The organism is Angustibacter sp. McL0619, assembly GCF_049994355.1.
In the GTDB taxonomy this organism is placed as follows: Bacteria; Actinomycetota; Actinomycetes; order Actinomycetales; family Angustibacteraceae; genus Angustibacter.
The window spans coordinates 1,150,425-1,163,022 of sequence record NZ_CP188257.1 but is presented as its reverse complement, the minus strand read 5'-3'; the positions used below and the strand labels follow the sequence as shown (position 1 = coordinate 1,163,022).

The following is a 12,598-nucleotide window of genomic DNA, read 5'->3' as shown; positions in this document are numbered from 1 at the left end:
GCCCCATGCCCACTCAGCTGCAATGGAAACACGTGCTCGGCCACGAGGTACGGGTCTCGGTCCGCCCGGGTAGCGAACCGGGACCACCGCTCCTGCTGTGCAACGGCCTCGGCGCCGGGCTCGACGTGCTGCAGCCGTTCGTCGACCACCTCGACCCCCGGATCGAGGTGGTCCGGTTCGACGTCCCCGGCGCGGGCGGCTCCGGAAGTCCGAAGCTGCCCTACCGCTTCTCGCTGCTCGCCTGCTTCGCAACGAGGCTGCTGGAGCAGCTCGGCTACGACCGGTTCGACGTGCTCGGCATCTCGTGGGGCGGTGCACTCGCCCAACAGTTGGCTTTCCAGAATCCCCGCCGCTGCCGACGCCTGGTCCTGGCGAGCACAGGCACCGGCATGCTCATGGTGCCCGGCGGGTTCTCCGTGCTGAGCAAGATGCTCACCCCCCGCCGCTACCGCGACCCGGCCTACGCCAGGGACATCGCCGCAGACCTGTACGGCGGCCGGATGCGTGAGAGCCCAGAAGAGGTGCGACACCTGATCTACGAGCAGTCCCGGATCGGGTCGCGGACCGGCTACCTGTTCCAGCTCCTGGCCGGCGCCGGCTGGACGAGCCTGCCCGCGCTGCCCCTGATCAGGCAACAGACCCTGATTCTCGCTGGCAATGACGATCCCATCATCCCGCTGGTCAACGCGCACATCATGCGGCGGCTGCTCCCGCACGCCACAGTGCATGTCTTCGCAGACGGTCACCTCGGCCTGGTGACCTCCGCGGACGAGCTCGGCCCGCTGGTCTCACAGTTCCTGCGTGCGCCGCGCACGTAGCGGTCGGTGCGATCAGTCGAGGGTGCGGCGCAGCCAGGACTCGACTCCACCGACGTGGACGCGGGAGGTGGCCTCGGCGAGCTCGGGGTCGTGCGCCTGGATGGCCTCGAAGATGGCGCGGTGCTCGGCGAGCGTGCGGGCGAGCGCTCCCTCTTCGGTCATGCCGCGCCAGATGCGGGCGCGCTGCGTCGGGCCCGACAGGCTCTCGATGAGCGAGGCGAGCACCGGGTTGCGCGAGGCGACGGCAATGGCCCGGTGGAACTCGATGTCCGCGCTGACCAGCTCCTCCACCGGCGACTCCGGGGTGGCTCGGTCGAGGATCTCCAGGAGCGAAGCGACCTCGACGGCACTCGCGAACCGCGCTGCGCGTGAGCTGGCGGCCGGCTCCAGGATGCGACGGACCTCGAGCATGTGCAGCACCGAGGAGTCCTGGTGAAAGTCGGCGATGAAGCTGAGGGTCTCGACCAACGACTCCGTCGACAGGCTGGAGATGTAGGTGCCGTCGCCTTGCCGGACGTCCAGGATGCGCAGCACCGACAGGACCCGCACGGCCTCGCGGAGCGAGCTGCGGGACAAGCCGAGGCCGGTAGCCAGGTCTGCCTCGCGGGGCAACCGCTGACCGGGTTTGAGCTCGCCGCTGGCGATCATGCCCTTCAGCTTGTCGATTGCCTCGTCCGTGACGGCCATCCGAGCTACCCCTCCGATGTCTGATGACGCGCTGAACTGCTGGCGCGGATGAAGTGTGCTGCATCGTGCCGTCGACGCGCAACTGAAACACGCCAGACATCGGGTCTTTACAGCCGAGGGTGGGTGGTCTATAACTGTGCCGAGACATCGGATGTCTTCTCTCCTCAGACGACCGCCTGAGGCCACTCTTGGGCCAAGGCGGCGATCGGTCGGGGGGTAGACATCGGAGCAATGGGTTCATCGAACGAAAGGGCTGACGTGTCAGACCGCGAGACACCGAGCGCGACCATCCCGGCCGACCTGGACGGGGCCGTCACGGTCGGCTATATGCCGTCCAGCTCCGTGTCGTCGGCGTTCACCGAGTTCGAGCTCGTCGACGTCCGCTTCCCGACCTCACTCGAGCTCGACGGCTCCGACGCGATGAACCCGGACCCGGACTACTCGGCGGCCTACGTCGTCCTGCACACCTCGGGCGGCGAGTCCGGCTTCGGGTTCGTGTTCACCATCGGCCGCGGAAACGAGGTGGCCGTCGCAGCCATCCGCGCGGTCGAGCGTCTGGTCACCGGCTTGGACGTCGACAGCACGCTGGCCGACCTCGGTGGCCTGTGGCGACGGCTGGTGCACGACAGCCAGCTGCGTTGGCTGGGGCCCGAGAAGGGCGTGGTGCACATGGCGATCGGCGCGGTGGTCAACGCCATCTGGGACCTGCGAGCTCGGCGCGAGGGCAAACCGCTGTGGCGGTTGCTGGGAGACCTGTCGCCGCACGAGCTGGTCGACCTGATCGACTTCCGCCACCTCACCGACGTCCTGACCCGCGAGGAGGCGCTTGACATCCTGACCGCGGCCGCGGAGGGCAAGCAGCAGCGGATCGACGCGTTGCTGGCCGACGGCTATCCCGCCTACACGACCTCGGCCGGCTGGCTCGGCTACAGCGACGACAAGGTCACCCGGCTGGTCGGTGAGGCGCTGCGCGACGGGTTCACCCACCTCAAGCTCAAGGTGGGCGCCGACATCGTCGACGACGAGCGCCGGGTGGCGCTGGTGCGCCGGCTCGTCGGCCCGGACGTGGTCCTCTCGGTGGATGCGAACCAGGCGTGGGAGGTCGACGAGGCCATCGAGAACGTGCGTCGCCTGACGCCCTACGGGATCCGGTGGATCGAGGAGCCGACCAGTCCCGATGACGTGCTCGGCCACCGGCGCATCGCCGAGGCGGTCGCGCCGGTCCTGGTGGCCAGTGGTGAGCACGTGGCAAACCGGGTCATGTTCAAACAGCTGCTGGCCAGCGGCGCGATCGACGTGTGCCAGATCGACGCCTGCCGCGTCGCCGGGGTCAACGAGAACCTGGCGATCCTCGTGCTGGCCGCCAAGTTCGGCGTCCCGGTCTGCCCGCACGCCGGTGGCGTGGGGCTCTGCGAGGTCGTGCAGCACCTGGCGATGTTCGACTACGTCGCGGTCAGCGGTTCCACCGACGGGCGATGGTTGGAGTTCGTCGACCACCTGCACGAGCACTTCGTCGAGCCGGTCCGCGTCTCCGGCGGACGCTACGCCGCCCCGGTCCTGCCCGGATCGAGCGCTCAGGTCCACCAGGAGACCTTGCGGACCAACCGATATCCCGAAGGCGAGGTCTGGGCAGCCCGCTGACCCCGCCCCGAACGAGTGCTTTCCAACCCCACCCCGCGGCCGCCCTGGCCGTCACCCGAAGGAGAACAATGCGACTCAAGATGGCAGTAACCGCCACCACTGCGGTGCTGTTGGCCAGCTTCGCGGCCACCGCGTGCGGGTCCAGCACGGATGGGTCGGACTCCGCCAGCGGCGCCGGCGCCGGGTCGGCAACGCCGCTGGTCGGCGTCGACTACCCCCGCTCCGACTCCGACTTCTGGAACGCTTACATCAAGTACGTGCCAGAGATGGCCAAGACCGTCGGCGTGGACATCAAGACCACCAACTCGCAGAACGACATCAGCAAGCTGGCGGACAACGTCCAGACGCTGATCGCCCAGGGTGTCAAGGGCGTGGTGATCGCCCCGCAGGACACCGCAGCGGTCATCCCGACGCTCGCCCAGCTCGAGGCCAAGAAGATTCCCGTCGTGTCGGTGGACACCCGTCCGGACAGCGGCAAGGTCTTCATGGTCGTGCGGGCCGACAACCGCGCCTACGGCGAGAAGGCCTGCAAGTACATCGGTGAGACGCTGAAGGGCAAGGGCAAGGTCGTCATGTTCGAGGGCGACCTGGCCTCGATCAACGGCCGGGACCGCAGCGAGGCGTTCAACGAGTGCATGAAGGCCAGCTACCCGGGCATCACCGTGTTCGCCGAACCGACCAAGTGGGATCCCCCGACGGCGGTGTCCAAGCTCAACGCCGTGCTGGCCGGGAACACGATCAACGCGATCTACATGCAAGCGAGCATCTACCTGCCCTCGACCCTGCAGGCGCTCAAGCAGAAGAACCTGCTCAAGCCGCCCGGCGACCCGGCCCACATCGTCATCGTGTCCAACGACGGCGTACCGGCCGAGTTCCAGGCCATCAAGGCCGGCCAGATGGACGCCACCGTCTCGCAGCCGGCCGATCTGTACGCGAAGTACGCACTGGATTACGTCAAGGCGGCGATCCAGGGCAAGACGTTCGCGCCCGGTGACGATGGTCACGGGGGCAAGATCGTACAGGTGAGCCCCGGGATCTTGGAGGACCAGATCCCGGCGCCGCTGGTGACCGTCGACGGCAAGTTCCCCGACTCGGTCGCGGTCACCGACCAGAGCCTGTGGGGCAACCAGATCGGCTGAACTGACCGACGAGACGACCACGAGAGGCCATGTATGACAGCGAACGCGGCATCATCCGCGGCTACGGGCGCCATCGCGCCCGTAGCCGCGGTGAGCGGAGTCGGCAAACGTTTCGGTGCCACCCAGGCGCTCAACGACGTCCAGCTGACGGTGCAACCCGGGCAGGTGCATGCGTTGGTGGGTCGCAACGGAGCTGGCAAGTCGACGCTGGTGTCCATCCTGACCGGCCTGCAGGCGGCCGACAGCGGGACGGTCGAGTTCAACGGCCGACCCGCGCCGGCTTTGGCCGACCGGCTGGCGTGGCGCTCGACGGTCGCCTGCGTGTACCAGAAGCTCACTGTCATCGACGAGCTCACCGTGGCCGAGAACCTCTTCCTCGGCCGGCAGGCCGAGCCGAGACGGCCCATCAGCTGGCGCGAGCTTCGCACTCGCAGTGAGCGACTGCTGGCGGACTGGAACATCGACGTCGACCCTCGGTTGGAGGCCGGCGACCTCAACGTCGAGCAGCGTCAGCTGCTGGAGATCGCCCGGGCACTGTCGTTCGGGGCGCGGTTCGTGATCCTGGACGAGCCGACCGCCCGGTTGGACGCAGCCGGGATCGCGTCACTGTTCGAGCGGATTCGGAACCTGCAGCGCCAAGGCGTGACGTTCCTGTTCATCAGCCACCACCTGCAGGAGATCTTCGACATCTGTCAGTCGGTGACCGTCTTCCGAGACGCCCGCTACATCCGGTCGGACGCGATCGAGGACATCACGCACACCCAGGTCGTCGAGGCGATGACCGGCGAGAAGGTGGCCTCGGCGGTCGATCACCGTCCACCTGCGCCGACGGCCGATGACGCCATCCTCTCGGTGCGGTCCTTGACGGACGAGACGTTCGACGACATCTCGTTCGACGTTCGCGCCGGCGAGATCGTCGGCCTGGCTGGAAACGGCGGCAGTGGCAAGTTCGGGGTCGCGGAGTCGATCGTCGGCCTTCGCCGTCCCCGACAGGGGGACATCACCGTCAGTGGCCGCCCACAACGCTTGGGCAGCGTGCCGCGAGCGCTGGCCGCCGGGATCGGCTTCGTCCCCCAGGACCGGCACGCCGACGGGTTCGTCGAGGGTCTGAGCATCGCCGAGAACGTCACGATGACCGTGCCGCACCGCCTGGGCCGAGGCGGTCTGCTCAGTACGAAGCGGCGCACCGAGGTGGCGACCGAGCTGATCCGTCGGCTCGACATCGTGCCGCCGCGGCCGGATCAGCCGGCGGGAGAGCTGTCGGGCGGCAACCAGCAGAAGGTGGTGGCCGGGCGCGCGATCGCCGACGACCCCCGCGTCCTGGTGCTGATGGCGCCTACGGCGGGGGTCGACGTCCGATCCAAGGAGTCACTCATGCAGGCGGCCGTTCGAGCGGCCGAGAACGGCGCGGGGGTTCTGGTCGTCACCGACGACCTCGAGGACCTGCGGTACTGCCATCGGGTCCTCGTGATGTTCCGCGGGCGGCTCGTGGCCGAGATGACCGGAAGCTGGGACGACCGTGAGCTCGTCTCGAGCATGGAAGGAGTCGAGTTCGGTGATGACTGAGACCCGGGACACTAGGACCAGTCCGGCCCGGGCGCCCTCGACCAGGGTGTCCCGTCGGCTGGCGCTGGCCCGGTTGCGCGATCTCGCGCTGCTGCCGCCGATCGTGCTCATCGTGATCGTGGGCGCCTTCGTTTCACCCAGCTTCCTGACCCGCACCAACCTCACCGACGTCCTCGTGTCGATGTCGTGGATCGGGTTGCTGGTGCTGGCCGAGGCGCTGGTGCTGATCAGCGGGAAGATGGACCTGTCGCTGGAGTCGACGGTGGGTCTTGCTCCCGGCGTCGCCGCGTGGCTCACCCTGCCCAAGGGCATCAACCACGGCCTCGATCTGGTGCCGCCGCAGTGGGCTGTTCCCATCGCTCTGGTCGTCGGACTGGCCGTCGGCGCGGTGAACGCCCTGCTGATCGTCGGTCTCGGCCTGAACGCCTTCATCGTCACCCTCGGCATGCTCATCACGTTGCGCGGACTGCTCACCGGGATCTCCTCCGGGCAGACGTTCTTCGGTATGAGCGGCTCGATGACCTATCTCGGCACGGCCAACTGGTTCGGGATCCCATCGGCCATCTGGGTGTGCGTGCTCGCCTACGCGGTGGGGGTGCTCGCGCTGCGCTACCTGCGCGCCGGGCGGTCGCTGTTCGCCATCGGTGGCAACGCGGAGGCCGCGCGCGCCGCCGGAATTCGCACCGACCGGACGGTCGCACTGGTGTTCGTGCTGGCCAGTCTGATCGCCGCGCTGAGCGGAATCATGCTCTCTGGTCACCTTGCGTCGGTGGCGTCGAGCCAGGGTTCCGGTGCGATCTTCACCGTCTTCGCCGCCGCTGTGATCGGTGGGGTCAGTCTCAACGGCGGCCGGGGTTCCCTGGTCGGTGCGTTCACCGGCATCCTGCTGCTGTACCTGGTGCAGAACGTGCTCACCTTCGCCGGGGTCAGCGGTGAGTGGTTCGACTTCCTCAACGGAGCGATCATCCTGGCCGTACTGATCGTCCAGCGCGTCGTGACCGGCCGGGCCCAGGACTGAGAGGAACCAGGATGCGCATCGCCAGACACGGCCCACCGGGCCGGGAACGACCGATCATCGCGCGGGACGACGGGAGCTGGCGGGACCTGAGCCCGCTCACCGCGGACGTCGACGGTGCCTTTCTCGCTGCCCTGCCCGACCTAGCCCCGGACCTTGACGGACTGCCGGAAGTCGTTGCGGTGGAACGGTTCGGGCCGCCCCTGGCCGGCACTCGCAAGATCGTCTGCGTCGGGCTCAACTATCGCGACCACGCGGCGGAGACCGGGGCGCCGATCCCGGCCGAGCCGATCCTGTTCCTGAAGACCCCGCAGACGATCGTCGGTCCGGACGACGACGTGCGCATCCCGCGCGGTTCGACGAAGACGGACTGGGAGGTTGAGCTCGCGGTCGTGATCGGCCGCCGAGCGCACTACCTCGACGCCCCCGAGCAGGCGCGGGCCCACGTCGCTGGGTACGCGGTGTCCAACGACGTGTCCGAGCGGGCGTTCCAGCTCGAACGTGGCGGCCAGTGGGACAAGGGGAAGAACTGCGACACGTTCAACCCGCTCGGGCCCTGGTTCGTCACGGCCGACGAGGTCCCGGACCCGCAGTCACTCGCTCTCCGGCTCTGGGTGAACGGTCGGCTTCGGCAGGACGGGACGACGGCGGACATGGTCTTCGGCGTCGACCACCTCGTCTGGTACATCAGCCAGTTCATGGTCCTGGAGCCCGGCGATGTCATCAACACCGGAACGCCCGCCGGCGTCGCCCTGGGTCTGCCGGACACGCCCTACCTGCGGGCCGGCGACGTCGTCGAGGTGGAGATCGACGGACTCGGGCGCCAACGCCAGACCTTCGTAGATGCCTGAAAGGACGAGCAGATGAGAATGGTCGACGGCCTGCGGGCGATCGTCACCGGCGGCGCCTCCGGGATCGGGGCCGCCACCGTCGAGCTGATGCGAGACGAAGGTGCAAGCGTCGTCGTCATCGACCGCGAGATCGACCCCGACGACCTCTGGAGCGAACGGGCCGACGTCACCGACGATGCCGCGGTGCGCCGGGCGGTGGCGGCCGCCGTCGAACGCCTCGGTGGGCTCGACATCCTGGTCAACAACGCCGGGATCGGCGCTCAGGGTGGGGTGGCGGACAACGACGACGACGAGTGGCGCAGGGTCCTGGACGTCAACGTGCAGGGCCTCGTCCGGGTCACCCGGGCCGCGCTGCCGTCGTTGCGCTCGTCCAGCCGGGCCGCGATCGTCAACACCTGCTCGATCGCCGCAACGGCCGGCCTGCCGAACCGGGTGCTCTACTCCGCCAGCAAGGGGGCCGTCCTGTCCGCCACCCTGGCCATGGCTGCGGACCTGGTCCGCGAGGGCATCCGGGTCAACGCCGTCAACCCGGGTACGGCCGACACTCCGTGGGTCGCGCGGCTGCTCGCCGCCGCCGACGATCCTGCCGCTGAGCGGGCAGCCCTCGAGGCTCGGCAACCGCATGGCAAGCTCGTCTCCGCCGAGCAGGTGGCCGCTGCGATCGTCTTCCTCGCCTCGCCCGCTTCGGGATCCACGACTGGGACGACGCTGGCCGTCGACGGTGGCATGGCCGGGCTACGGCTTCGACCGAAGGCGTGAACCCATGCAACGGTTCGCGTCCGTCATCCGGCTGCGCCCGGGACGGGAAGCCGAGTACCGCGCGCTGCACGCGGCGGTCTGGCCAGAGGTGCTGGCCGGGCTGCGGGCCGCGCACGTGCACAACTACTCGATCTTCCATCGTGACGGACTGCTGTTCAGCTACCTCGAGTACGACGGGGCCGACTACGCCGCCGACATGGCTGCCTTGGCGGCCGACGAGACGACCAGGTCGTGGTGGGAGCTCACGGACCCCTGCCAGCAGCCGCTACCGACCGCGTCCCCTGGGCAGTGGTGGGCCGCGGCCGAGGAGGTCTTCCACTGTGACTGAGCCTGCTGAGCCCAGGCCGGGAACGTGGCGGGTCGATGCGCATCACCACGTCTGGGACCTCGCGGTGCGGGACCAACCCTGGACCGAGAAGCTGCCCGTGCTGCGCCGATCCTTCGAGCTTGACGAGCTGCGCCCGAGCCTGCAGGCCCACGACATCGCGGCCACCGTGCTGGTGCAGACCGGCAACGTCCCCGAGGAGTCCGTCTGGTTGCTGGCGCTGGCCGATGGGGACCCACAGGTCCGCGGCGTCGTCGGCTGGGTCGACCTGACCGCGGACGTGTCCACCCAGGTCGAGCGTCTGCGCCGTTCTCCCGGTGGTGACCGGCTCGTCGGGGTCCGGCACCAGGTGCAGGAGGAGGCGGATCCGCGGTGGCTGTGCCGTCCAGACGTCCGTCGTGGCCTGGCCGCCCTGGCCGAGACCGGGTTGGTGTACGACCTCGTCGTGATCCCCCACCAGCTTCAGGCTGTGGCCGAAACCGTCGAGGCCCTGCCGCAGCTACGGTTCGTGCTCGACCATGCCGGCAAGCCTGCGATCGCCAGTCGTCGACGCCAGCCCTGGGCCACCCGGCTCGCAGAGCTGGGACGCCTGCCGAACCTCGCCGTCAAGCTCTCCGGTCTCGTCACCGAGGCCGACCACTTATCGTGGGAACCCAGCCAGGTGGCACCGTTCGCGGAGGTCATCCTGGACGCCTTCCCGCCGACCCGAACGATCTACGGGTCCGACTGGCCCGTCTGTCTGCTGGCGGCGTCCTACGACACGGTGATCGCCCTGGCCGAGCAACTGACGGACGGTCTCGACCCGGTGGAGCGGGAGGCCGTGTTCGGGGGCACCGCCGAACGTTGGTACGGGCTGGCGCGATGAGGACCCGGGAGATCGGCCGGACCGGCGTCCGGGTCACCGAGCTGGGATTCGGGGCGGCGCCGATCGGCAACCTGTACCGCGAAGTGGATCACGACACTGCGATGGCCGCCGTCGGGACGGCGTGGTGCGGTGGCGTCCGGTACTTCGACACCGCCCCGCACTACGGGCTGGGCTTGTCCGAGACGCGTCTCGGTCAGGCTTTGCGGGACCGACCGCGCGACTCGTTCGCGCTCTCGACGAAGGTCGGCCGGTTGCTGGTCGACAACGACGCTCCGTCCGGGTCGGATCTGGGCGCCGGTGGGTTCGCCGTCCCGGACACGCTGCGGCGTGAGCGGGACTACAGCCGCGACGGCGTCCGGCGCAGCCTCGAGTCCAGCTTGCGACGACTCGACACGTCGCGGATCGACATCGTCTATGTGCATGACCCCGAGGACTTCATGGATGTCGCTGTGTCGCAGGCGGTTCCGGCCTTGCTGGAGCTGAAGGACCAGGGTGTGGTCGGCGCCGTCGGGGTCGGCATGAACCTCGTCGCACCGCTGCGCCGTTTCGTGGCCGAGACCCCGATCGACGTGGTTATGGTGGCCGGTCGCTGGACGTTGGCCGACCGCACGGCGGAGCCACTGCTCGACGACTGCCTGGCCAAGGGCGTCGCGCTGGTCAGTGCAGCGCCGTTCAACTCCGGTCTGCTCGCCAGTGCGCAGCCGGCAGCCGGGGTGTACTTCGACTACGGCCCAGCGCCTGCGGAGATGCTCACCGCAGCGCGTCGACTGGCTGAAACCGCTGCACGATACGGCGTTTCGTTGCCACACGCAGCGCTGCAGTTCCCGCTGACGCATCCTGCTGTGGTCAGCGTGGTGGCCGGGCTGGGCACCGCTGAGCATGCCCGGACCGCTACGGAGTGGGCCACCACCTCCGTGGCCGAGGACCTGTGGCCAGATGCTGATACCACGGTGGGGCTACGGAGATGACCTCGTGAAGCGACAGCTGCCAACCCCGCACGATCTTGCACCGCTGCTGCGGTTCAAGAAGCCGGCCTGGAGTGCGACGCAGCGGCGCTTGTCGCGGGCGCACACGATCGCTGACCTGCGGACGATCGCAAGGCGCCGCACTCCGAAGGCGGCGTTCGACTACACCGATGGTGCTGCCGATGGTGAGGTGAGCCTGACCCGCGCCCGGCGGGCCTTCGCCGAGGTGACGTTCCATCCGTCGATCTTGCGGGACGTCTCGATGGTCGATCCTTCGGTGCAGGTGCTGGGGAAGCGTTCGGAGTTGCCGTTCGGGATCGCGCCGACCGGCTTCACCCGGATGATGCAGACCGAGGGTGAGGTGGCGGGGGCGCAGGCGGCGCAGGCGGCCGGGATCCCGTTCTGCCTGTCGACGATGGGCACGACGTCGATCGAGCAGGTGGCGGCGGCGGCTCCAGGTGGGCGCAACTGGTTCCAGCTGTACATGTGGAGGGACCGGGACCGTTCGATGGCCTTGGTGGAGCGGGCGGCGGCGCAGGGGTTCGACACGTTGCTGGTCACGGTGGACGTACCGGTGGCCGGTAACCGGTTGCGAGACGTGCGCAACGGCATGACGATCCCCCCGACGTTGACCCCGAGCACGGTGCTGAACGCGCTGTCGCGCCCGGCGTGGTGGGTGAACTTCCTAACTACCGAGCCGTTGGCGTTCGCGTCGCTGGACCGCTGGTCAGGCACGGTGGCCGACCTGTTGAACACGATGTTCGACCCCACCGTGACCTACCAGGACCTCGAGTGGATCCGCGAGCAGTGGCCCGGCAAGGTGGTGGTCAAGGGAGTGCAGACGGTCGCGGACGCCCGCGCGTGCGCGCAGGTCGGGGTTGACGCGGTGCTGCTGTCCAACCACGGCGGCCGCCAGCTGGACCGCGCGCCCGTCCCGTTCCACCTGCTGCCGGCGGTGGTGAAGGACGTCGGCGCCGACGTCGAGGTGCATCTGGACACCGGGATCCTGTCCGGCCAGGACATCGTGGCCGCCCTGGCCCACGGGGCCACCTTCACCCTGGTCGGCCGGGCCTACCTGTACGGCCTGATGGCCGGCGGGCGGGCCGGCGTCGACCGCGCCATCGCGATCCTGCGCGCCGAGGTCGAACGCACCCTGGCCCTGCTCGGCGTCCAGTCCGTCGCCGAGCTGGAACCGCGGCACGTCTCCCGCTTACACCCCTGACCAGCGCTGCAACAGGTACCTGACCCAACTGCTGTCAGCAGCAGCCCGGGTCGAGCATCCGGGAGATGGCCGTCAGGGAGTCGGGGACGAGGCGGTACCAGACGTTCATCCCGTCCCGCCGCTTCGTGCACAGACCGGCCTCGAGCAGCTTGCGCAGGTGGTGGCTGACCGTCGCCTCGCTCAGGCCGACGACGGGTGCCAGGTCGCAGGTGCAGGCCTCCCACTTCGGCGCACCCAGCAGGAACGCGACGAGCTGGAGGCGGATCGGGTCGGCGATCGCCTTGAGCCGCACGGCCAGCGCGACGGCGTCCTGCGCGGTCAGCGTCCCAGATGGCCGCCGGCTACCTGCTGCGCCTGTCCGGGGGCGCCGTCGACGTGCGCTCGGCCGGTTCCGAGCCTGCGGAGCTGGTGAACCCGGCAGCGGTCGCGGCGATGTCCGAGGAGGGCATCGACATCCATGCCGAGAAGCCCAAGATCCTGACCCGAGAGGCGGTCGAGCACTCCGACGGGGTCATCACCATGGGCTGCGGCGACACCTGCCCCATCTTCCCGGGCAAGCGGTACCAGGACTGGGAGCTCGACGACCCAGCCGGCCAGGGGCTGGCCGCGGTGCGCCCGATCCGCGACGAGTTCAAACGCCGTGTACTCGTCCTGCTCGACGAGCTCGGCATGCCTGCCCGCAGCGTGTGACGTCCACCGGCCGAGGGGTCAATCCCCTCGCTCGCGCGTAGGATGGAGGTTCTTC

At 69.1% G+C, this 12,598-nt stretch carries 14 protein-coding genes; 12 read left to right on the top strand and 2 right to left on the bottom strand.

Features of this window, described 5'->3' with window-relative positions; all coding sequences use genetic code 11:
• Positions 1-5: 5 nt before the first annotated feature.
• The gene (gene phaZ, locus ACPPVT_RS05100) at positions 6-818 is read left to right on the top strand and encodes a poly(3-hydroxyalkanoate) depolymerase (RefSeq protein WP_426565945.1); all 813 of its coding nucleotides are present in this window, start codon (positions 6-8) and stop codon (positions 816-818) included.
• A 12-nt stretch (positions 819-830) separates the two neighbouring features.
• On the opposite strand, the gene ACPPVT_RS05095 is transcribed toward phaZ, so the two are convergent.
• The gene (locus tag ACPPVT_RS05095; protein WP_426565944.1) at positions 831-1,505 is read right to left on the bottom strand and encodes a FadR/GntR family transcriptional regulator; all 675 of its coding nucleotides are present in this window, start codon (positions 1,503-1,505) and stop codon (positions 831-833) included.
• Between the two features lie 327 nt (positions 1,506-1,832).
• Between ACPPVT_RS05095 and ACPPVT_RS05090 the strand changes: the two genes are divergently transcribed.
• The 10 genes from ACPPVT_RS05090 to ACPPVT_RS05045 all read left to right on the top strand — a co-directional run bounded on the left by ACPPVT_RS05090 (position 1,833) and on the right by ACPPVT_RS05045 (position 11,853).
• The gene (locus tag ACPPVT_RS05090; RefSeq protein ID WP_426567056.1) at positions 1,833-3,146 is read left to right on the top strand and encodes an enolase C-terminal domain-like protein; all 1,314 of its coding nucleotides are present in this window, start codon (positions 1,833-1,835) and stop codon (positions 3,144-3,146) included.
• A 68-nt stretch (positions 3,147-3,214) separates the two neighbouring features.
• A complete protein-coding gene (locus ACPPVT_RS05085) occupies positions 3,215-4,285 on the top strand; it encodes a sugar ABC transporter substrate-binding protein (RefSeq protein WP_426565943.1) in 1,071 nt (356 codons plus the stop codon).
• 33 nt (positions 4,286-4,318) lie between these two features.
• Positions 4,319-5,851 carry a sugar ABC transporter ATP-binding protein gene (locus ACPPVT_RS05080; RefSeq protein WP_426565942.1) on the top strand — a complete coding sequence of 511 codons (1,533 nt, stop codon included), beginning with the start codon at positions 4,319-4,321 and terminating at the stop codon, positions 5,849-5,851.
• Positions 5,844-6,869: an ABC transporter permease gene (locus tag ACPPVT_RS05075; RefSeq protein WP_426565941.1), complete on the top strand. Its 1,026-nt coding sequence runs from the start codon at positions 5,844-5,846 to the stop codon at positions 6,867-6,869. The genes ACPPVT_RS05080 and ACPPVT_RS05075 overlap by 8 nt, the downstream gene beginning before the upstream one ends.
• Positions 6,870-6,880: 11 nt before the next feature.
• Positions 6,881-7,717, top strand: a complete 837-nt coding sequence (locus ACPPVT_RS05070) for a fumarylacetoacetate hydrolase family protein (RefSeq protein ID WP_426565940.1) — start codon at positions 6,881-6,883, stop codon at positions 7,715-7,717.
• Between the two features lie 12 nt (positions 7,718-7,729).
• The gene (locus ACPPVT_RS05065; protein ID WP_426565939.1) at positions 7,730-8,476 is read left to right on the top strand and encodes an SDR family NAD(P)-dependent oxidoreductase; all 747 of its coding nucleotides are present in this window, start codon (positions 7,730-7,732) and stop codon (positions 8,474-8,476) included.
• Between the two features lie 4 nt (positions 8,477-8,480).
• Complete coding sequence (locus ACPPVT_RS05060) at positions 8,481-8,804, top strand: L-rhamnose mutarotase (protein WP_426565938.1); 324 nt, start codon at positions 8,481-8,483, stop codon at positions 8,802-8,804.
• Positions 8,797-9,666, top strand: coding sequence for an amidohydrolase family protein (locus tag ACPPVT_RS05055; protein WP_426565937.1), 870 nt, complete (start codon positions 8,797-8,799; stop codon positions 9,664-9,666). Before ACPPVT_RS05060 ends, ACPPVT_RS05055 begins: the two co-directional genes overlap by 8 nt.
• The gene (locus tag ACPPVT_RS05050) at positions 9,663-10,634 is read left to right on the top strand and encodes an aldo/keto reductase (protein WP_426565936.1); all 972 of its coding nucleotides are present in this window, start codon (positions 9,663-9,665) and stop codon (positions 10,632-10,634) included. Before ACPPVT_RS05055 ends, ACPPVT_RS05050 begins: the two co-directional genes overlap by 4 nt.
• Positions 10,635-10,638: 4 nt before the next feature.
• The gene (locus tag ACPPVT_RS05045) at positions 10,639-11,853 is read left to right on the top strand and encodes an alpha-hydroxy acid oxidase (RefSeq protein WP_426565935.1); all 1,215 of its coding nucleotides are present in this window, start codon (positions 10,639-10,641) and stop codon (positions 11,851-11,853) included.
• A 34-nt stretch (positions 11,854-11,887) separates the two neighbouring features.
• Here the strand turns inward: ACPPVT_RS05045 and ACPPVT_RS05040 are convergent, their stop codons facing one another.
• Positions 11,888-12,145: a metalloregulator ArsR/SmtB family transcription factor gene (locus tag ACPPVT_RS05040; RefSeq protein ID WP_426565934.1), complete on the bottom strand. Its 258-nt coding sequence runs from the start codon at positions 12,143-12,145 to the stop codon at positions 11,888-11,890.
• A gap of 38 nt (positions 12,146-12,183) precedes the next feature.
• Here ACPPVT_RS05040 and ACPPVT_RS05035 point away from each other — a divergent pair, with 38 nt between their 5' ends.
• Positions 12,184-12,543, top strand: a complete 360-nt coding sequence (locus ACPPVT_RS05035) for a phosphotyrosine protein phosphatase (protein WP_426565933.1) — start codon at positions 12,184-12,186, stop codon at positions 12,541-12,543.
• The last annotated feature ends 55 nt before the right edge of the window (positions 12,544-12,598 follow it).